Origin of the sequence: Streptomyces sp. NPDC091376 (assembly GCF_044757085.1) — a bacterium.
GTDB lineage: Bacteria > Actinomycetota > Actinomycetes > Streptomycetales > Streptomycetaceae > Streptomyces > Streptomyces pratisoli.
Genome location: NZ_JBIVUF010000002.1, coordinates 505,071 through 525,945, shown reverse-complemented (window position 1 = coordinate 525,945; position 20,875 = coordinate 505,071). Strand labels below are relative to the sequence as shown.

The 20,875-nt window shown below is 67.5% G+C and carries 16 protein-coding genes; 10 read left to right on the top strand and 6 right to left on the bottom strand.

Annotated features, from left to right (window positions below; translation table 11 throughout):
- Window positions 1-17: 17 nt before the first annotated feature.
- Together ACIQMR_RS06710 and ACIQMR_RS06705 are read right to left on the bottom strand one after the other, a co-directional pair.
- Window positions 18-2,414 (bottom strand): transglycosylase domain-containing protein, encoded by a 2,397-nt coding sequence (locus ACIQMR_RS06710; protein ID WP_401384104.1) that lies wholly within the window; start codon window positions 2,412-2,414, stop codon window positions 18-20.
- Window positions 2,411-2,590, bottom strand: coding sequence for a hypothetical protein (locus ACIQMR_RS06705; protein ID WP_401384130.1), 180 nt, complete (start codon window positions 2,588-2,590; stop codon window positions 2,411-2,413). The genes ACIQMR_RS06710 and ACIQMR_RS06705 overlap by 4 nt, the downstream gene beginning before the upstream one ends.
- Window positions 2,591-3,102: 512 nt before the next feature.
- Here ACIQMR_RS06705 and ACIQMR_RS06700 point away from each other — a divergent pair.
- The 3 genes from ACIQMR_RS06700 (at window position 3,103) to ACIQMR_RS06690 (ending at window position 6,317) form a co-directional block, all read left to right on the top strand.
- Window positions 3,103-3,822, top strand: coding sequence for a helix-turn-helix transcriptional regulator (locus ACIQMR_RS06700; RefSeq protein ID WP_401383691.1), 720 nt, complete (start codon window positions 3,103-3,105; stop codon window positions 3,820-3,822).
- Between the two features lie 48 nt (window positions 3,823-3,870).
- The gene (locus tag ACIQMR_RS06695) at window positions 3,871-4,953 is read left to right on the top strand and encodes an inositol-3-phosphate synthase (RefSeq protein ID WP_401383689.1); all 1,083 of its coding nucleotides are present in this window, start codon (window positions 3,871-3,873) and stop codon (window positions 4,951-4,953) included.
- 95 nt (window positions 4,954-5,048) lie between these two features.
- The gene (locus ACIQMR_RS06690) at window positions 5,049-6,317 is read left to right on the top strand and encodes an MFS transporter (RefSeq protein WP_401383686.1); all 1,269 of its coding nucleotides are present in this window, start codon (window positions 5,049-5,051) and stop codon (window positions 6,315-6,317) included.
- Between the two features lie 99 nt (window positions 6,318-6,416).
- Here ACIQMR_RS06690 and ACIQMR_RS06685 read toward each other — a convergent pair whose 3' ends face one another.
- Window positions 6,417-7,883: a CCA tRNA nucleotidyltransferase gene (locus ACIQMR_RS06685; RefSeq protein ID WP_401383685.1), complete on the bottom strand. Its 1,467-nt coding sequence runs from the start codon at window positions 7,881-7,883 to the stop codon at window positions 6,417-6,419.
- Window positions 7,884-8,063: 180 nt separating this feature from the next.
- Here ACIQMR_RS06685 and ACIQMR_RS06680 point away from each other — a divergent pair, with 180 nt between their 5' ends.
- The 7 genes from ACIQMR_RS06680 to trxA all read left to right on the top strand — a co-directional run bounded on the left by ACIQMR_RS06680 (window position 8,064) and on the right by trxA (window position 17,665).
- A complete protein-coding gene (locus ACIQMR_RS06680; protein ID WP_401383683.1) occupies window positions 8,064-10,388 on the top strand; it encodes a DUF6049 family protein in 2,325 nt (774 codons plus the stop codon).
- Between the two features lie 43 nt (window positions 10,389-10,431).
- Window positions 10,432-12,672, top strand: coding sequence for a murein biosynthesis integral membrane protein MurJ (gene murJ / locus ACIQMR_RS06675; RefSeq protein ID WP_401383682.1), 2,241 nt, complete (start codon window positions 10,432-10,434; stop codon window positions 12,670-12,672).
- Between the two features lie 120 nt (window positions 12,673-12,792).
- The gene (locus tag ACIQMR_RS06670; RefSeq protein WP_401383680.1) at window positions 12,793-14,517 is read left to right on the top strand and encodes a protein kinase family protein; all 1,725 of its coding nucleotides are present in this window, start codon (window positions 12,793-12,795) and stop codon (window positions 14,515-14,517) included.
- A gap of 31 nt (window positions 14,518-14,548) precedes the next feature.
- Window positions 14,549-15,271: an RNA polymerase sigma factor SigM gene (sigM, locus tag ACIQMR_RS06665; protein WP_401383678.1), complete on the top strand. Its 723-nt coding sequence runs from the start codon at window positions 14,549-14,551 to the stop codon at window positions 15,269-15,271.
- Between the two features lie 188 nt (window positions 15,272-15,459).
- Window positions 15,460-16,191 (top strand): hypothetical protein, encoded by a 732-nt coding sequence (locus ACIQMR_RS06660; RefSeq protein ID WP_401383675.1) that lies wholly within the window; start codon window positions 15,460-15,462, stop codon window positions 16,189-16,191.
- A 122-nt stretch (window positions 16,192-16,313) separates the two neighbouring features.
- Window positions 16,314-17,276: a thioredoxin-disulfide reductase gene (trxB, locus tag ACIQMR_RS06655; protein ID WP_401383672.1), complete on the top strand. Its 963-nt coding sequence runs from the start codon at window positions 16,314-16,316 to the stop codon at window positions 17,274-17,276.
- A gap of 47 nt (window positions 17,277-17,323) precedes the next feature.
- Window positions 17,324-17,665: a thioredoxin gene (gene trxA / locus ACIQMR_RS06650; RefSeq protein ID WP_266380297.1), complete on the top strand. Its 342-nt coding sequence runs from the start codon at window positions 17,324-17,326 to the stop codon at window positions 17,663-17,665.
- Between the two features lie 87 nt (window positions 17,666-17,752).
- Here the strand turns inward: trxA and ACIQMR_RS06645 are convergent, their stop codons facing one another.
- The 3 genes from ACIQMR_RS06645 to ACIQMR_RS06635 all read right to left on the bottom strand — a co-directional run bounded on the left by ACIQMR_RS06645 (window position 17,753) and on the right by ACIQMR_RS06635 (window position 20,843).
- On the bottom strand, window positions 17,753-18,370 hold the full coding sequence (locus ACIQMR_RS06645) for a GNAT family N-acetyltransferase (protein WP_401383669.1): 618 nt from the start codon (window positions 18,368-18,370) through the stop codon (window positions 17,753-17,755).
- Between the two features lie 299 nt (window positions 18,371-18,669).
- Window positions 18,670-19,770, bottom strand: a complete 1,101-nt coding sequence (locus ACIQMR_RS06640) for a ParB/RepB/Spo0J family partition protein (RefSeq protein WP_401383668.1) — start codon at window positions 19,768-19,770, stop codon at window positions 18,670-18,672.
- Complete coding sequence (locus ACIQMR_RS06635) at window positions 19,767-20,843, bottom strand: ParA family protein (RefSeq protein WP_401384103.1); 1,077 nt, start codon at window positions 20,841-20,843, stop codon at window positions 19,767-19,769. Before ACIQMR_RS06635 ends, ACIQMR_RS06640 begins: the two co-directional genes overlap by 4 nt.
- Window positions 20,844-20,875 lie beyond the last annotated feature (32 nt).

Here is a 20,875-nt window from a genome sequence, read left to right as displayed (position 1 = left end):
TGCCAGGAGGGGAGCCGTCAGCTGTCGGCGCCTCCCAGCCAGCCGCCGCCGTCGTTGCCGTTGCCTTGGGTGCCGTTGGCTCCCGCGGATGGTGACGGACTGTTGGTGGCGCCGCCGTCCGTGGCCCCTCCGTCGGTGGTGCCCGCGTCGGTGCCGGCATTGGCGCCGCCGACGTCCTGGCCGGCCGTCGGGTCACAGGTCCAGTCGAACCGGTCACAGGACTGGCTGGGATCGGGCGACTGGGACGGGGTCGGCGACGGCGTCTGGGACGGCGTCTGGGACGGCGTCGGAGAGGGCGTGTCGGAGGGCGTGGGGGCCGGGGTGGCCAGACCGCCTCCGAAGACCGTCCCGGCGTCCAAGGGCTCGGGCTCGGGGAACGGAACCGCTTCCTCGCCCTCGAGTGCCGCCGTCATGTAGGCCTTGAAGATCTCCGACGGGAACGACGCACCGTGGATCTTTTCCTGACCACCCGTCCCGAACATCTCCAGGAACTTGCGGTCCTTGTTCCCCTCGTCGTCGTCCAGGCGGTACATGTCGATGGCGGTCGACAGCTGCGGCGTGTAGCCCACGAACCAGGCGGACTTGTTGCCGTCGGTGGTACCGGTCTTGCCCGCGACCTTGCGGCCGGGCAGCCTGGCGTTCTTGCCGGTGCCGTCCTCAACGACATCCACCAGCACGTCCGTCACATTGCTCGCGATGGCGGACGAGAAGGCCTGCTCCGTGGCGGCTTCGTGCTCATAGATGACCTTCCCCCCCTTCTCGACCTTGATGACGGAGTAGGGATCGTTCTGCTTGCCTTCCGCGGCGAACGTCCCGTACGCCCCCGCCATGCGGATGGCGCTGGGGTCGGAGATACCGAGCGAGAACGACGGGACGTCGGCCTCGACCAGACTGTCCTTCAACAGGCCGGCCCTCATCGCCGCCGTCCGCACGTTCGCGATGCCGACGTCCATGCCCAGCTGGGCGAAGGGCGAGTTGGCCGACTCCACCATGGCCTCGCGCAGCGTGATGTCCTTGTACGACACCCCACCGTCATTGGTCTGGAGCCACTCCTCGCCCTTCTCGTTCCGCCAGGTGGTTCCGTCGTAGTCCTTGATCTTGAGCTTGTTGGCGCCGTTGTACTTGCTCTTGTTGGGATCCACGCGGGTGCGGCTGTCCGGCCCCTGGTCCGGTCCCAGTGACGGATCCCGGACACCGGTCTCCATCGCGGCGGCCAGGACGAAGGGCTTGAAGGTCGATCCGACCTGGGCACCGGTCTGGTTCGCGTTGTTGGTGAAGTGCTTGGTCGCGTCCTCGCCGCCGTAGATGGCGACGATCTTCCCCGTCTTCGGCTCCACCGAGGCGCCGCCGAACTGGACGTGGGTGTCCTCCTCCGGGCGCTTCTTCGGGTCGATGTTCTCCTTGCGGACCTTCTTGACCGCATCCTCGAGCTGCTTGATCTTGGCCTTGTTGAAGGTCGTGTGGATCTCGTAGCCGCCCTTGGCAAGCTCCTCGGCGGTGACGCCCCCGTCGTTGTTGGAGATGAAGTAGGCCTTGGCGAGGTCGACCAGGTAACCCGTCTGGCCGCCGAGCTGCGCGTTCTTCTTCGGCTTGAGGGGCATCGGGAAGTTCTTGACGGCCTCCGCGTGCTCCGCGGCGTCGAGGTGGCCGTCCTTGAGCATCTCGCCGAGGATCCACTTCCAGCGCTTGGTGGCGCGCTCCGTGTTGGCCGTGGCGTTGGCCTTGGGGTCGATGTCCGCCGCACCGGCCGGGTCGTAGTACGTCGCACCCTTGAGGAGCGAGGCGAGGAACGCGCACTGGCTGGCGCTGAGCTTCTTCGCGTCCACTCCGTAGTACGTACGGGCCGCGGCCTGGATCCCGTAGGCGCCCCGCCCGTAGTAGGAGGTGTTGAGGTAGCCCTCCATGATCTCGGGCTTCTCCATCTCCGTGCCGACCTTCATGGAGATGAACAGTTCCTTGAACTTACGGCTCAAGGTCTGGGACTGGTCGCCCAGCATGGCGTTCTTCACGTACTGCTGCGTGATGGTCGAGCCGCCCTGGGTCTGCTCGCCCATGGCCATGTTGAAGAGGGCCCGGCCGATGCCCATCGGGTCGATGCCCTTGTCGTTCTGGAAGGTCTTGTTCTCGGCCGAGATCACCGCGTTCTGCATGTCGGCGGGGATGCTGCCGATCGAGATGATCTGACGGTTGACCTCACCACCGGTGGCGGCCAGCTGGGACCCGTCCTCGTAGTAGTAGACGTTGTTCTGGGCCGCGGCCGCCTTGTCCTGCTCCGGGATCCCCACCATCGCGTACGCGATGGTCCCTGCGGTCATGAGACTGCCGAGGAAGGCGAGACACAGCCCGGTCGCGAGTTTCCAGGACGGCACCCAGCGCCGCCACCCGTACTTGTCGTGCCGGGGATAGTCGATCAGGCGCTTCTTGCCGGGGTTGCCACCCCGGCCGCGGCCCGGACCTCCAGGTCCGCCGCCACCGCGCCGGCCACCACCGTGGCCGCCGTGGCCGCCATGGCCCGCGCCGGCTCCTTCGGCGGCCCTTCTACGACCACCGCCACGCTGGGCGGCTCGCCGGGCCTCGGCCCGACCTCCATACTCTCGCTCCTCCCCGTACGCGGCGGAGGGAGAGCCGGTGCTTGCGCCCCGGGCGCCACGGCGGCCAGGTGAAGGCTGCTGGGCGGCGCGTCGGGCCGCGGCACGTCCGCCGCCCTGGGGCTGCGGCGGTTTGCGACGGTGCTCGCTCATCGAACGACTACTCCTCGGGCAGGCGCGAACGCCTGGAAGCGGCAGCTGAGATCCGGTCCCCCCGAAATGAATACGGACCAGCCCCGCGAAGGGCTCATCCGTGATGCATCCAGGACGAGGACGCTCCCTGGTGTCACACGGTTCCCGGTGGTCTGCATGCCGCACAGACTACGCACGGCCAAAAACCACCCAGGGGAAGAATTCACCCCAAATCAGGCAACTTGATTACTGCGAATTGGCGATGTGACGCCGGTCACTATGACTCCCCTTGTCGCGGCAGAAGTGTCGTTCTATCGTCTGGATGTATCGAGTCGATACATCAGCACGGCATAAGAGTCAGAGAAGGCAGAGGAGGCAACCGATGAGCCGGCGTTCCGGCATCCTCGAGTTCGCCGTTCTCGGCCTGCTCCGTGAGGCCCCGATGCACGGCTACGAGCTGCGCAAGCGGCTCAATACCTCGTTGGGGATCTTCCGAGCCTTCAGTTACGGGACCCTCTACCCCTGCCTCAAGACGCTGGTCGCCAACGGCTGGTTGATCGAGGAGCCGGGCAGCGCTCCCGAGGACGCTCTTGCCGCCTCGCTCGCGGGGCGCCGGGCCAAGATCGTGTACCGGTTGACGGCGGAAGGTAAGGAGCACTTCGAGGAGCTCCTGTCCCACACCGGCCCCGACACCTGGGAGGACGAGCACTTCGCGGCCCGCTTCGCCTTCTTCGGACAGACGGAGCGCGAGGTGCGGATGCGGGTGCTGGAAGGCCGGCGCAGCCGGCTGGAGGAGCGCCTGGAGAAAATGCGCGCCTCCCTCGCCCGGACACGTGAGCGCCTCGACGACTACACGCTTGAGCTGCAGCGGCACGGAATGGAGTCCGTGGAGCGCGAGGTGCGCTGGCTGAACGAGCTCATCGAGAGCGAGCGGGCGGGGCGGGATCAGCGACGATCCTCCGCACCCGGGGAAGCCGCTCGGCAGGACAACACATCTGGAGAGACGGGCGGCCTGCCCCGGCACCGGGGCGCAGTGCCCCCCGAGGGGAGCGCTTCCGGGCGCCCCAATCCGCCGGATCCGTCCGAAGACACCACCAACTGAGGCTCCGCGTCCATGCAGGGTCTCGAGAACACACAGGGAGCAACCGGAATGGGTTCGGTTCGCGTAGCCATCGTCGGCGTGGGCAACTGCGCCGCCTCGCTGGTGCAGGGCGTCGAGTACTACAAGGACGCCGACCCGGCCGCCAAGGTGCCGGGTCTGATGCACGTCCAGTTCGGCGACTACCACGTCCGTGACGTCGAGTTCGTCGCCGCCTTCGATGTGGACGCGAAGAAGGTCGGCCTCGACCTCGCGGACGCCATCGGTGCCAGCGAGAACAACACCATCAAGATCTGCGACGTGCCGTCCACGGACGTGAAGGTCCAGCGGGGCCACACCCTCGACGGCCTCGGTAAGTACTACCGCGAGACCATCGAGGAGTCCGCCGAGGCTCCGGTCGACATCGTCCAGACCCTCAAGGACAAGCAGGTCGACGTCCTCGTCTGCTACCTGCCGGTGGGCTCCGAGGCCGCCGCGAAGTTCTACGCGCAGTGCGCCATCGACGCCAAGGTCGCCTTCGTCAACGCCCTTCCGGTGTTCATCGCCGGCACCAAGGAGTGGGCCGACAAGTTCACGGAGGCCGGTGTCCCGATCGTCGGTGACGACATCAAGTCGCAGGTCGGCGCCACCATCACGCACCGTGTGATGGCCAAGCTGTTCGAGGACCGGGGCGTCATCCTGGACCGTACGATGCAGCTGAACGTCGGCGGCAACATGGACTTCAAGAACATGCTCGAGCGCGAGCGCCTGGAGTCCAAGAAGATCTCCAAGACGCAGGCCGTCACCTCCCAGATCCCCGACCGGGAGCTCGGCGAGAAGAACGTCCACATCGGCCCGTCCGACTACGTGGCTTGGCTGGACGACCGCAAGTGGGCGTACGTCCGCCTGGAGGGCCGCGCCTTCGGTGACGTCCCGCTGAACCTGGAGTACAAGCTCGAGGTCTGGGACTCCCCGAACTCCGCGGGTGTCATCATCGACGCGGTGCGCGCCGCGAAGATCGCCAAGGACCGCGGCATCGGCGGCCCGATCCTCTCCGCGTCCTCCTACTTCATGAAGTCCCCGCCGGTCCAGTACTTCGACGACGAGGCCCGCGAGAACGTCGAGAAGTTCATCAAGGGCGAGGTCGAGCGCTGACTCGGCACAGGGCAGCGCGTTCCGCGCGCTCCTGACTGATGAGGGTCCCCGTGGCATCTGCCCGGGGACCCTCATCGTGTGTGACGCTTGCGCACATGCCTGTCGTACGTGATCTGCGCGTACTCCTGCGCCTGACGAACTTCCGCCGCCTGCTCACCGTACGGCTGCTCTCACAGTCGGCGGACGGGGTGTACCAGGTCGCACTTGCCACGTACGTCGTCTTCTCCCCGGAGAACCAGACCTCCCCCGGCGCGATCGCCGCCGCGATGGCGGTGCTGCTTCTGCCCTACTCACTCATCGGCCCTTTTGCCGGCGTCCTCCTGGACCGCTGGCGACGCCGCCAGGTCTTCCTCTACGGGAATCTACTGCGGGCCGTTCTCGCCTGTGGCACCGCCGTACTGATCCTCGGCTCGGCACCGGACTGGCTCTTCTACGCCTCCGCGTTGTGCGTCATGGCCGTCAATCGCTTCATCCTCGCGGGCCTCTCCGCCGCGCTTCCTCGCGTCGTCGACGATGAGCGGCTCGTCATGGCCAACTCCCTCTCCCCGACGGCGGGCACGCTCGCCGCCACGGCGGGAGGCGGACTCGCCTTCGCCGTACGACTGGTCGGCCCGGATTCGGATGCAGTGGTGGTCCTGCTGGGTGCCACGCTCTATCTGTGTGCCGCTCTGTCCTCGCTCAGCATGGGGCGGGAGCTGCTCGGCCCCGATCCGGAGCTGGTGCAGCCACGGCTGATCGCGGCACTGGCCTCGACGGCTCACGGGCTCGTGGATGGACTGCGCCATCTGACAGAACGGCGCACCGCCATCCAGGCACTTGGCGCGATGACGATGCTGCGCTTCTGCTACGGCGGGCTGACGGTGATGGTCCTGATGCTCTGCCGGTACGCCTGGTCGGACACGGAGGCGGAAGGCCTGAGGCTCCTCGGTCTGGCGGTGGGCGTATCCGGGGCGGGGTTCTTCGCCGCGGCCGTCGTCACTCCCTGGGCGGTCGGAAGGCTCGGCCAGTACGGCTGGATGGCCACCTGCGCCGGAGTGGCAGCCGTTCTCGAACCCGTCCTGGGGCTGTCCTTCGCCGCGGTTCCGATCCTCATCGCCGCGTTCATCCTGGGCTTCATCACACAGGGAGCCAAGATCACCACGGACACGGTCGTGCAGACATCCATTGACGACGCGTTCCGGGGCCGGGTGTTCTCCCTGTACGACATGCTCTTCAACGTCGCCTTCGTCGGCGCCGCAGGCGTCACCGCACTGATGCTGCCCGCGGACGGACGCTCCGCTCCGCTGGTCCTCATGATCGCCGTGCTGTACGGGCTCGCCGCTTCGGCCCTTCTCCATTGGCGGCGCAGGGGAGTCAGCCCCTGACGTCGGCGATGTTTCACGTGAAACATCGCCGCACATTCATCGTCACCGCTCATGGGAACGGGGTCATGTTTCACGTGAAACATGACCCCGTTTCTCGATTCAGCCCTGAGCCGCCCACCACTCCTTGAGGGCAGAGGCTGCGTCGTCGTGACCCATCGGACCGTTCTCCAGGCGCAGCTCCAGCAGGAATCCGTACGCCTTGCCGACCACCGGACCAGGACCCACCCCCAGGATCTCCATGATCTGGTTTCCGTCCAGGTCCGGGCGGATCGAGTCCAGCTCCTCCTGCTCCTTGAGCTGGGCGATGCGTTCCTCGAGACCGTCGTAGGCGCGCGACAAGGCACTCGCCTTCCGCTTGTTGCGGGTGGTGCAGTCCGAGCGAGTCAGCTTGTGCAGCCGTTCCAACAGAGGGCCCGCGTCCCGCACATAGCGCCGGACGGCGGAATCGGTCCACTCGCCGGTCCCGTAGCCATGGAAGCGCAGATGCAGTTCCACGAGCCGCGCGATGTCCTTGACCATGTCATTCGAGTACTTGAGCGCCGTCAGCCGCTTCTTGGTCATCTTGGCGCCCACCACCTCGTGATGATGGAACGAGACACGGCCATCCGTCTCGAAACGCCTCGTCCTCGGCTTGCCGATGTCATGGAGGAGTGCAGCGAGACGCAGTACGAGGTCCGGCCCGTTCTCCTCCAGATCCATGGCCTGCTCCAGCACGGTCAGTGAGTGCTCGTACACATCCTTGTGCCGGTGATGCTCATCGCTCTCCAGACGGAGCGCCGGCAGTTCGGGGACGAAATGTGCGGCAAGACCGGTGTCGACGAGCAGGGCCAGCCCCTTCCGCGGATGCGGGGAGAGGATCAGCTTGTTGAACTCGTCACGGATCCGCTCCGCCGACACGATCTCGATCCGGTCGGCCATGTCCTTCATCGCGCCGATGACCTCAGGAGCGACCTCGAAGTCGAGCTGAGCGGCGAAACGCGCAGCCCGCAGCATGCGCAGCGGATCGTCGGAGAACGAGTCCTCAGGAGTGCCAGGAGTACGCAGCACCCGTGCCGCAAGGTCCTCGAGGCCTCCGTGCGGGTCGATGAACTCCTTCTCCGGCAGCGCGACAGCCATCGCGTTCACGGTGAAGTCACGGCGGACGAGGTCTTCCTCGATCGAGTCGCCGTAGGACACCTCGGGCTTGCGAGAAGTCCGGTCATAGGCCTCGGACCGATACGTCGTGATCTCGATCTCAAAGCGCTGAACAGCGTCTCCGACGCGGCCGTCCTTCTGGCAGCCGACCGTACCGAACGCGATCCCGACGTCCCATACGGAATCAGCCCACGGCCGGACGATCTTCAGAACGTCCTCGGGGCGGGCATCGGTGGTGAAATCGAGATCATTACCGAGCCGACCGAGCAATGCGTCCCTTACCGAGCCCCCGACCAGCGCGAGGCTGAACCCGGCCTGCTGGAATCGGCGAGCGAGATCGTCGGCGACCGGGGACACGCGCAGCAGCTCGCTCACGGCGCGGCGCTGCACCTGGCTCAGTTCGGTGAGGTTGTCTTCGTTGGCGTTCGGCACAACAGAAAAGGGTACGTGGCCGCAGGGACCGGAGCTTCCCCGTTTTCCCCGGATCCTCGCCGTGCTTCCGATCATGTGGAGCAGTCCCCAGCACTTCGTCACAGCGCGCCTCGTTACCATGCGGGGACACACCTAGCGACACCCACCAACGGCAACAGACGACGAGGGACGGACGAGCACGTGGCCGAGGCGGCACAATTTCAGGGGATGGGTCATTCTCCTGCCCGCCGGTGGCTGCGGCGCACAGCCGCCCTCCTTGCGGGAACGCCATTGCTCGCCGGTCTCCTCTTTGTACCGGCGGCGCAGCCCGCGCATGCCGCGGCGGCCGCCGACGGCTCCCGCACCGTCGACGTGTCGCTGAACGGCCTGTCGCCCAGCGCCCCTGTGAAAGACGACACGCTCACCATCTCGGGCACCGTGACGAACAAGGGCAAGGAAGCCGTCACGGACGCAGAGGTCGATCTGCGGGTCGGGCCGCGACTGTCGGGACGCCCGGAGATCGACGAGGCCGCCAAACGCACCGGCCATACGCCGGGGAGTGACCCCGAGGAGCTCGGCGACCCGTACAGCGTCAAGATCGACCGGCTGGCGTCCGGCATCAGCACGGACTTCACCCTGACCGTCCCGGTCAACAAGCTCGATCTCGACAAGGCAGGCGTCTACCAGCTCGGGGTGTCCCTCTCCGGGGAGACCGCGAGCAAGCCGTACGACCGGGTACTGGGCATCGAGCGCACGTTCCTGCCGTGGCAGCCGGAAGCGGCCGGCAAGAAGACCCAGCTCACCTTCCTCTGGCCGCTGATCTCCACGACGCATCTGTCCGCGGAGACCGGCTCGGACGAGCAGCAGACACCGGTCTTCGAGGACGACGCCCTCGCCGCGGAGCTCGCACCGGGCGGTCGGCTGGAGCAGCTCGTCGCCCTCGGCAGTCAGCTGCCCGTGACCTGGGTCATCGACCCGGACCTGCTCGCCACGGTCGACGCGATGAGCCGGAACTACCGGATCAGGAACGACCAGGGCGGCACGACACCGGGCCGGAACCAGGCCGTGGCCAAGAAGTGGCTGAGCACTCTCGAGAAGGCCGTCCAGGACCGTAAGGTCGTCGCCCTGCCGTTCGCGGACCCCGATCTGGCCTCGCTCGCACACCGCGGCAAGGACGTCTCCGGCTCCCTCAGCCATCTGCAGCCCGCTACGGCGGTGGCCGAGACGACGGTAGAGACCATCCTTCATGTGACGCCGTCCGTCGACTTCGCCTGGCCCGTGGACGGCGCGATCGACCCGTCGATCGTCGATGTGGCCACCTCCGCCGGCGCTCACAAGATCATCGCTCGTAGCGACAGTCTCCGGGAGACCGGAGCCGTCTCGTACACGCCGTCCGCCGCGCGCCCGATCGGCGGCGGTACGACGGCTGTCGTCGCGGACGACCGGCTCTCCACGGCCTTCTACGGGGACATGAGCAAGGCGGGCACCTCGACGCTCGCGGTCCAGAAGTTCCTGGCCCAGTCGCTGGCCCTCACGCTTCAGGCACCGGACGCGCAGCGCAGCATCGTGGTCGCTCCCCAGCGGATGCCGACGGCGGGCCAGGCCCAGTCGATGGCGAAGGCACTGGACGGGCTCTCCGGCCAGCGCTGGACCCAGCCGCTGGACCTGATCGCGGCCGCGTCGGCCAAGCCCGACCCCGACGCCACGACCCGGGTGCCGTCTTCCGCCCAGTACCCGAAGAAGCTCAGGGCCCGCGAGCTGCCCGTGGGGACCTTCGAGGACATCAAGTCCACTCAGGAGTCCCTCGACAACTTCAAGGTCATCCTCACGTCCCCGGACCGGGTCGTGACGCCGTTCGGCAATGCGATCAACCGGGAGATGTCCACGTCCTGGCGCGGCAAGGCGGCTCCGGCCGCCCGGTACCGCGACGGTGTGCAGAGTTATCTGGAAGGCCTCACCACCGAAGTTCGGCTGATCCAGAAGTCGGCCCTGACCCTGTCGGGCCGCAGTGCCACGATCCCGGTCACGGTGCAGAACAAGCTGGTCCAGGAGGTCGACAATCTCGTCCTCCGGCTGAAGTCCTCGAACCCCACTCGCCTCAAGCTGGACGACGGCAGTGTGATCGCGGAACAGCCGATCAAGATCGCCGGTGGGCACAGCCAGTCGGTGAAGTTCTCGGCCGCGGCCAATGCCAACGGTCCGGTCCAGGTGACGGCGCAGCTCTACACGGAGGACGGCAAGCTCTACGGCGGCCCGATGACCTTCACGGTCAAGGCTTCCGAGATCACCCCGACCGTGATGCTTGTCATTGCCGGGGGCGTACTGCTGCTCGTCCTCGCAGGCATCAGGATGTATACCCAGCGCAAGCGCGCGGCGGCCCGCATGGCGGCCGCGGGCGATGAAGCGGCTGATGAGAGCGACGACAGTCTGGTGCAAGATGCTCCGGAGCAGCCGAGTGACCCGACACCGGACACCGGACCGGAAAGCGCCGAGCCGTCGGGTGCTGGTGAGAAAGTGGACCGTTGAGCGATGTCGTGGCCGGCCGGCCGGACGATGAGGTGGGGTAACCATGAACGCGCCGTACGACGGTGACCGAGGGCAGGGCGCGGACGACACCGCGCCCTCCCCGGGCGCTCCGTACCCCTCGCACCGCCCACAGCAGACGGAGCCACCGGCCGCCGGCCAGGTGCGGGCTCCACTGCCCGAGGCTGCCGCTGACCCGTACATGCAGGACGCCTTCGACCACGATCCCTACCGGTCGCAGGACCTCTCTGCGCAGGATCCGGTGTCGGAGGCGCTCTACGACCGTGCCGCGCATCCTCCGCCGCCGCCGGGCAGCTACCAGCGGCCACAGCCGCTCTATCAGCAGCCGCCCGTCCAGCAGCACGCCCCGGACCCCCGGATCTGGGCCCAGACCCCGCCTCCCGAGCCGGACGGTCCCTCGCGCCGTCTGCCGTACGGGGACGACGCCGGGACGGTGCAGTTCACCGGTGTCGACGATCTGATGACCAGGGCAGGCGACGACAATCCGGAGCCGGACGCGTTCGCCCACCTCTACCGGGACCAGCAGGCCCCGGGGCGGCCCGTGACGGGGTCGGCGCCGGAGCCCGATCCGGCGTCGGCACGGGTACCCGCACCGTCGCCCGCACCCGCGCCCGCGAGTGCGCCCAAGAAGGCGGGCGGCCGGGCTTCGGGGCTGCTGAAGTCCAGCGCCATAATGGCCGCCGGAACGCTGGTGTCGCGTCTCACCGGCTTCGTCCGCAGCCTGGTGATCACCGGTGCGCTCGGTGCCGCCCTGCTCGGTGACGCCTACACCATCGCCCTCACCCTGCCGACGATGATCTACATCCTCACGGTGGGCGGCGGCCTGAACTCGGTCTTCGTACCGCAGCTCGTCCGCGCCATGAAGAACGACGAGGACGGCGGCGAGGCCTATGCCAACCGGCTGCTGACCCTCGTCATGGTCGCGCTCGGCGCGATCGTCGTCCTCGCCGTCTTCGGGGCACCCCTGCTGATCGAGGCGATGTCACCGACGATCGCCGACAACCCGTCGGCGAACAACGTCGCCGTCACCTTCGCCCGCTACTGCCTTCCCACGATCTTCTTCATGGGCGTGCATGTGGTCATGGGCCAGATCCTCAACGCCCGCGGCAAGTTCGGCGCGATGATGTGGACCCCGGTCCTCAACAACATCGTCATCATCTTCACCTTCGGGCTCTTCATCTGGGTCTACGGCACCTCCGCGGACTCCCAGATGACCGTGCAGACCATCCCGCCGGAGGGCGTGCGGCTGCTGGCCATCGGTACGTTGCTGGGCCTGGTCGTCCAGGCCCTGGCGATGATCCCCTACCTCCGTGAGACGGGCTTCCGATTCCGCCCCCGTTTCGACTGGAAGGGCCAAGGGCTCGGCAAGACCGTCAGGCTCGCCAAGTGGACCGTGCTGTTCGTACTGGCCAACCAGGCCGGCGTGATCGTGGTCACCCAGCTCTCGACCGCCGCCGGTGCGGCGTCGGGCAAGGACGGGGCCGGCTTCCTCGCGTACTCCAACGCACAGCTCATCTGGGGCATGCCGCAGGCCATCATCACGGTGTCGGTCATGGCCGCTCTGCTGCCGCGCATCTCCCGTGCCGCACACGACGACGACCCCGGAGCGGTCCGCGACGACATCTCCCAGGGACTTCGCAACTCAGCGGTCGCGATCGTCCCGGTCGCCTTCACCTTCCTGGCGCTGGGCGTGCCGATGTGCACCCTGCTGTACGCGTCCGCCGGCACCGAGGCCGCCCGGTCCATGGGCTTCATCCTCATGGCGTTCGGCCTCGGCCTGATCCCCTACTCGGTGCAGTACGTCGTCCTCCGTGGCTTCTACGCCTACGAGGACACGCGTACGCCGTTCTACAACACGGTCATCGTGGCCGCCGTGAATGCCGCCGCCTCAGCCGCCTGCTACGTCCTCCTGCCCGCCCAGTGGGCAGTGGTCGGCATGGCCGCCTCGTACGGCCTCGCCTACGCCGTCGGCGTCGGCGTCGCCTGGCGCAGGCTGCGGAACCGGCTGGGCGGGGATCTCGACGGCTCCCATGTGATCCGCACCTACGCCCGGCTGTGCCTCGCGTCCGTCCCGGCGGCCGTGGCGGGCGGTGCGGTGGGCTACTTCTTGCTGAAGACCCTCGGCGAGGGCGCACTCGGTTCACTCGTCGCGCTTCTGGCGGGCGGGGTGGTACTGCTCGGAGTCTTCTTCGTCGCGGCGAGGAAGATGAGAATCGAGGAACTCAACGCCCTGGTCGGCATGGTGCGCGGCCGGCTCGGACGCTAGAGACGCCCGGCCCCGCACAACCATCGTCCGCCACCGTGTGTCGTGCATAGCAGCGGACTGTGGGCACAATTGGCATGGCTGTTGGATATGGCGCAACGGATGGGGAGGCAGGGAACGACGGTGGCGGAACGTAGCACGGCTGCCGTCGACGTGGCCGACAACAGCGGCGATGACCCGCTGGCCGCCGAGGCGGACAAGGCCGCGACCGACGGGGTGGCGCAAGCCGACGACGACACGGCGGAGAAGAACGCTCAGGACAAGGGCGGCGAACGGAAGAGCCGTGAGCAGCCCACCATCATCACGCCCGAACTGCACAGCGGGCACAAGCTCGCCAGACGCTACCGACTCGAGGAGTGCGTCACCCGTTTGGACGGGTTCAGCAGTTGGCGTGCTGTCGACGAGAAACTGCGCCGGGCGGTCGGCGTTCATATCCTGCCCGGCGACCATCCCAGAGCACGATCCGTACTCGCCGCGGCCCGATCCGCGGCTCTCCTCGGCGACCCCCGCTTCGTGCAGGTCCTGGACGCCGTCGAGGAGGACGAATTCGTCTACGTCGTCCACGAGTGGCTGCCGGACGCCACCGAACTCACGGCACTGCTCGCCGCAGGGCCGATGGAGGCTCACGACGCCTACCAGCTCGTCAGCCAGATCTCCCAGGCCATGGCCGCGGCGCATCGGGAAGGCCTCGCCCATCTGCGGCTCACGCCGAGCTCCGTGCTCCGCAGCTCCACCGGGCAGTACCGGATCCGCGGGCTCGCAGTGAACGCCGCACTGCGGGGCATCAGTGCCGACCGTCCACAGCGCACGGACACCGAGGCGATCGGCGCCCTGCTGTACGCCGCGCTGACTCACCGCTGGCCGTACGAGAACGACGCGTACGGCCTCTCCGGACTCCCCAAGGGCGTCGGACTCATCGCCCCCGACCAGGTGCGGGCAGGAGTCCACCGCGGGCTGTCCGAGCTCGCCATGCGCGCCCTGGTCAACGACGGGGCCACGGCATCCCGGCAGGAACTTCCCTGCACCACCCCGGACGAGCTGGCCAAGGCAGTCGCGGCCATGCCCCGGATCCGACCGCCGGAGCCGGCTTTCACCGCTCCGCCGGAGTATCAGCGCACCACGTACCAGCAGGGGACCTACGGCCGCCCCTCGGCTCACCCCGGCGGGCCCGCCACCCAGCCCGTGGCGTCCCCGCCGGCGCCGCTGGAGAGCCGCACCGGGAGGCTCCTCAAATGGACGGTGTCCGCTCTCCTCATCGCCGCGCTGGGGCTCGGCAGCTGGCAGATCGCCGACAAGCTCCTCGACCGTGACCCGCCCGCTGTTGATCCCGGGAACAGCCGGACGACGGACGAGGACCAGGACGACAAGTCGAAGGCACCGCTGCCTCTGACCGTCCAGGGGGCTCAGGAGTACGCCCCGGACGGCAAGCCGCAGAGCCCGGAGAACGTCGGCAATACCCACGACAACGACGGCTCCTCGTACTGGCGCACCAAGAAGTACTTCGAGGGACCCGAGCTCGCCCCGTACAAGCAGGGCGTCGGAATCGTCTACGACCTCGGTGGCGAGCGGGACGTCACCGCTGCTTCGATAGGGCTCCGCTATGGAGGCGACCACACCACCGTCACGCTCTACGCGGTGGATTCGCTGGCACCGTCCGGTCCTGTCGATTCCATGAAGAAGATCACCACTGGTCAGACCAGCGGCACAGCACTGAAGCTCACGGCCAAGGAGCCGGTGAAGAGCCGGTACGTCCTGCTGTGGATGACCGCCGTACCGCACGCACCGCAGGACGACTTCAGCTCCGAGGGCTACAAGCAGGGCATCACGGACGTGAAGTTCACCGGCTGACATCAGCGAGAAGTGGGGAGGGGGCTCACCGTTGGACAACGCCACACTTGGCGACGCGAGCGACCAGGAACTCCTGGATCGCCATGTCGCCGGGGACCCGGATGCCTTCGGTGAGCTCGTGCGGCGCCACCGCGATCGGCTCTGGGCCGTGGCGCTGCGCACGCTGGGGGACCGGGAGGAGGCCGCGGACGCGGTGCAGGACGCACTGGTCTCTGCTTTCCGGGCCGCCCACACCTTCCGGGGCCAGTCCGCCGTGACGACCTGGCTCCACCGCATCACGGTCAATGCCTGTCTCGACCGTGCCCGCAAGGCGGCTTCCCGCAAGACCTCACCCGTCGACGACACCGAGCGGCTGGAGCAACTCCTCGAGCCCCATGAATCCGCCGAGGCGCCCGCGGAGCGCCAGGACCTCCACCGAGAGCTTCTGGCCGCACTGGCGACATTGCCCGCCGATCAACGGGCGGCCCTGGTGCTGGTCGATATGCAGGGCTATCCGGTGGCCGAGGCTGCTCGTGTGCTCGACATCCCCACGGGAACCGTGAAGAGCCGCTGCGCACGTGGCCGGGCCCGATTGCTTCCGCTGCTCACACATCTGCGCGGAGACACCGGGAAGCGCGGTGACACCAGGGATAACGGAGGCCTCGCGAGGGGAAGGAACCGGACGCCAGGGACATCCGTCCCACCGGCGACGGGACTAAAGGATGCAGGACCGAGTGATCCTGCTGCTGTGAAGGGCGGAGGTGGGCGCGCGTGACCTCCACGACCGGCACGGCTCAGCACCCGGACGTTTCCGAGATCGCTGATCTCACCGAGGGACTCCTCTCACCCACTCGACAGGCGGCCGTGAGGCGGCATCTCGACGGCTGCGAGCTGTGCGCCGATGTCCGTGCCTCGCTGGAGGAAATCCGGGGTCTGCTCGGCACCCTGCCCGGCCCTCAGCGGATGCCGGCCGACATCGCCGGCCGCATCGACGCGGCGCTGGCCGCCGAGGCCTTGCTGAACGCCACTGTCCCGGATGACACTCCGGCGGATGTTTCACGTGAAACAGCGTCTTCGCCGAAGCGCCCCGAGACCGTGCCCGCCGATCGCCCCGCAGGACGTCCCCGTGCGACCACCGGCCCAGGGCGCAGCCATTCGGCCCGTAGGCGTCGCCGCGTCACTGTGCTGACTGCCGCCTTCGGCACTGCGGCCGTCGGACTGAGCGTTCTGCTGTTCCAGTCCATGGGCACCGGAGGCAGCAGCGCTGAGAAGACCGCCGGTGACGTCAGCGCGGCAAATGCGTCCTCCGACTTCTCGCAGGACACGCTTCAGGCACAGGTGCAGTCGCTCCTGGGTACCCGAGCGACGGAGAAGGACACCTCGCCGGGCGGAACGAAGCCCGCCCCTCGTCTGGAGAAGGACTCCTCCGTCGGAACCGAGTCCACTCCGAACACCCCCCTGCGCTCGTCGGACGCTGCAGTGCCGGCGTGTGTCCAGGCAGGCACCGGCCGCGTCGACCCGGCGCTGGCTGTCGAGCAAGGAACATACGACGGCACTCGGGCCTATCTCATCGTGTTGCCGCACACCCGCGACGCCTCTCAGGTCCAGGCCTACGTCGTGGCTGCCACCTGCGTCGACACGGCACCGGCAGGCAAGGGCGAGCTGTTGCTCACGCGGACCTATTCTCGCCGCTGAAACCGCCTCCGTGCCGCTCGGACACCACGGGAATGCATGCCCCGTAGGATCCGTTGGGTGGGGTGAGAGACGTTGACGCCCCAGTAGGCAGTAGGCAGTCCGCAGAGACGAGGAAGAAACCCGTGAGCGACGTCCGTAATGTGATCATCATCGGCTCCGGGCCGGCCGGCTACACCGCTGCGCTGTACACCGCGCGTGCGTCGCTGCAGCCGCTGGTGTTCGAAGGCGCCGTCACCGCCGGCGGTGCACTGATGAACACCACCGAGGTGGAGAACTTCCCCGGTTTCCGTGACGGCATCATGGGGCCGGACCTGATGGACAACATGCGGGCGCAGGCCGAGCGCTTCGGCGCCGAGCTCGTCCCGGACGATGTCATCGCCGTGGATCTGACCGGTGACATCAAGACCGTCACGGACACCGCCGGTACCGTGCACCACGCCAAGGCCGTGATCGTCACGACGGGCTCCCAGCACCGGAAGCTCGGCCTTCCGAACGAGGACACCCTCTCCGGGCGCGGAGTTTCCTGGTGCGCCACCTGTGACGGCTTCTTCTTCAAGGACCAGGACATCGCCGTTGTCGGCGGCGGCGACACCGCGATGGAAGAGGCGACTTTCCTCTCCCGCTTCGCCAAGTCCGTCACGATCGTCCACCGCCGCGACAGCCTCCGCGCCTCCAAGGCGATGCAGGAGCGCGCCTTCGCCGACCCGAAGATCAAGTTCGCCTGGGACAGCGAGGTCGCAGAGATCCACGGCGACCAGAAGCTCTCCGGGCTGACTCTGCGCAACACGAAGACCGGTGCAACCTCCGAGCTGCCCGCGACCGGCCTGTTCATCGCCGTCGGCCACGACCCGCGCACCGAGCTCTTCAAGGGACAGCTGGAGCTCGACGGGGAGGGTTACCTGCAAGTGGACGCTCCGTCCACGCGCACGAACCTCACGGGCGTTTTCGGCGCCGGTGACGTGGTCGACCACACCTACCGGCAGGCCATCACCGCGGCCGGCACCGGCTGCTCCGCCGCTCTGGACGCCGAGCGCTTCCTGGCGGCTCTCGCCGACGAGGAGAAGGCCGCGGCGGCGACCGTCTGACTCACCCAGACCCATCACCCCACACCCCACAAGTGAAGGAGGCCACCGTGGCCCTCAAGACAGTGACCGACGCGACCTTCGAAGAGGACGTCCTGAAGAGCGACAAGCCTGTGCTCGTGGACTTCTGGGCCGAGTGGTGCGGTCCGTGCCGCCAGATCGCCCCGTCGCTGGAGGCCATCGCTGCGGAGCACGGCGACAAGCTCGAGGTCGTCAAGCTCAACATCGACGAGAACCCCGCCACGGCTGCCAAGTACGGCGTCATGTCCATCCCGACGCTGAACGTCTACCAGGACGGCGAGGTCGCCCAGACCATCGTCGGCGCCAAGCCGAAGGCCATGCTCGTCCGCGAGCTCGACGCCTTCATCGGCGATGAGGTCGCCAAGGCCTGAAGCACCTCGTTTCACGTGAAACATGAATGGGCCGACCCCTTGGGGTCGGCCCATTCGGTGTCTCTGGACGCCGTTAACTGGGATCGATCAGAGAGGCCGAAGCGCGGGTTCCTTCTGTACGGCTCCCAGAAGCCGGTCCAGCGCCAGCTCCACGTCTTCCTTCCAGGAGAGCGTGGTGCGTAGTTCCAGCCGCAGCCTGGGATGCGTGGGATGCGGGCGGACCGTCTTGAAGCCGACCGCCAGGAGATGGTCTGCAGGAAGGACGCAGGCCGGCTCGGACCAGCGGGCGTCTCCGAACGCCTCGATCGCCTTGAAGCCGCGCCGAAGCAAGTCCTTGGCGACGGTCTGCACCATGACGCGTCCCAGTCCCTGCCCCTGGTACCCCGGTGTGATCCAGGCAGTCATCAGCTGCACGGCATCCGGTGAGACAGGGCTCGTCGGAAAGGCCGTGGAGCGCGGTACATACGCGGGCGGGGCGTAGAGCACGAATCCGACCGGGACTTCGTCGACATAGACGACGCGGCCACACGATCCCCACTCGAGCAGGACGGCGGAGATCCAGGCCTCCTTCTCCAGCTCGGGTCTTCCCGCCTTTACTGCTGCTTCTCCGCTGACTGGATCAAGCTCCCAGAAGACACAGGCTCGGCAGCGCTTAGGGAGGTCTGAAAGGTTGTCCAGTGTGAGCGGTACGAGCCGACGGCCCATGAAGGCTGTTCCTCGCTTCCTTCGACTGCCGCGCCAAGAGCAGCGGACAGCGCGCTCCGTTCCCGAAGCAGGCTGCCGATGAATCCGCCGACTGCGCCAATGCTCAGGCCGGCTGTAAGTAGGTGGCCGCGGCTCACCGGTCGCATGGCTCGCCTTCCTCTGAGATGGGTCAAGGTGGATGCGCCATACCAGAACGCATCGTATCCACCCAGCGAGGACACGCCTACCGTGAGACGGCAAAGGGCGGAGCGTGTCCGCCGTCTGCCGGACACGATCCGCCCTGATGAGTGCGCGAGACCTCAGGCCTCGTCGTCCTCCGCGCCTTCTTCGGAGAGCGCCTTCTCCATGACTCGCCCCTCACCCGGAGCGAGACTGCCGAGAATGCGGTCGAGATCCTCTATCGAGGCGAACTCGACAACGATCTTGCCCTTCTTCTGACCCAGGTCGACCTTCACCCGGGTCTCGAACCGGTCGGAGAGCCGCGACGCAAGATCGGTGAGTGCCGGCGACAGCCGGGCGCCCGCCCGTGGGCCCTTCGCCCTGGGCGCGTTCGTGGGCCGCGAACCCATCAGAGTCACGATCTCTTCGACGGCTCGCACCGAGAGTCCCTCGGCGACGATCCGGTGTGCCAGCCGGTCCTGCTCCTCCGAGTCCTCCACAGAGAGCAGCGCCCTGGCATGCCCCGCGGACAGCACGCCCGCGGCGACCCGGCGCTGAACTGGAGGCGAGAGGCGCAGCAGACGCAGCGTGTTGGAGACCTGCGGACGTGAGCGTCCGATGCGGTCGGCCAACTGGTCATGTGTGCACTTGAAGTCCTTGAGCAACTGGTCGTAGGCGGCCGCCTCTTCCAGTGGATTCAGCTGGGCCCGGTGGAGGTTCTCCAGAAGGGCGTCCAGCAGAAGCTTCTCGTCGTCCGTAGCACGCACAATCGCCGGGATGCGCTCCAGGCCCGCCTCACGGCAAGCACGCCAGCGACGCTCGCCCATGATGAGCTCGTACCGCTCAGGCGCCAGTTGCCGTACAACGACAGGCTGGAGGAGCCCGACCTCCTTGATGGAGGTGACCAGCTCGGCGAGCGCGTCCTCGTCGAACACCTCACGCGGCTGGCGAGGGTTCGGGGTGATCGAGTCCAGCGGCACCTCGGCGAAGTGCGCACCGGCAGGCGACACGGGCTCGGTGAAGTCTTCCGTGTCCGGTTCGGCCGCACGCTGCTCGGGAGCCATGGGCGCCGAGGGAAGCGTGGCAAGCTTCGCCGCCGCCACGCCTCGTTCCGTCGTCAGAACCGGAGCCGCACCCGAGGAGGACGAACCTGCCCCTTCGGAAGGCCCCGGCCTCTCCTGCGGAGCGGCTGGGATCAGTGCACCGAGCCCACGCCCCAGACCTCTACGTCGCTCGCTCACTGGATCCCCTTCGGCATACTCTGCTGACTGTTCTGGCCGGCCACATGCGCGGGCCGGGCCTCGTAGTGAACCCCGACACCGCGCAGAGCGATCTCACGGGCAGCCTCAAGATACGACAGCGAGCCACTGGAGCCCGGGTCGTATGTGAGCACCGTCTGCCCGTAGCTCGGCGCCTCGGAGATACGCACGGACCGCGGAATGCTGGTCCGCAGGACCTCATCCCCGAAGTGGCTGCGCACCTCGTCGGCGACCTGTGAGGCGAGCCTGGTGCGACCGTCATACATGGTGAGCAGGATCGTCGACACATGCAGCGTGGGGTTGAGGTGACCGCGCACCAGGTCGACGTTCCGCAGGAGCTGGCCGAGACCCTCCAGCGCGTAGTACTCGCACTGGATCGGGATCAGCACCTCGGCACCGGCGACGAGTGCATTGACGGTCAGCAGACCCAGCGACGGCGGACAGTCGATGAGGATGTAGTCCAGCGGCTGCTCATACGCCTGGATCGCTCTCTGCAGCCGGCTCTCCCGTGCCACCAGGGACACCAGCTCGATCTCCGCACCGGCGAGATCGATGGTGGCTGGGGCACAGAAGAGGCCTTCGACGTCAGGAACCGGCTGGACCACTTCAGAGAGCGGCTTGCTCTCCACGAGGACGTCGTAGATGGATGGCACTTCGGCGTGGTGGTCGATCCCCAAGGCCGTGGAGGCATTGCCCTGGGGATCGAGGTCGATCACCAGAACGCGCGCGCCGTGCAGCGCGAGCGAAGCGGCAAGATTGACCGTTGTGGTGGTCTTGCCCACTCCACCCTTCTGGTTGGCGACGACGATGACGCGGGTCTGCTCAGGTCGGGGGAGGCCCTCACCGGCACGACCCAGAGCCTCCACCGCCAGTTGGGCAGCACGACCAATGGGAGTGTCATCCATCGGCGGAGGTGTTTCACGTGAAACATCCTCCCCCGTGGACTCGGTACGGGGACCAGGGACCGGATCGGTCATCGGTCCCGCGATGTTGGCGTCGGACCGCAAGGATTCACTCTCCTCGACTTCAGGCTCGCGATGAACAGAGCCTGCCATGCTTTCGGGGTCGTGAACCAGCGAGGCCGGTG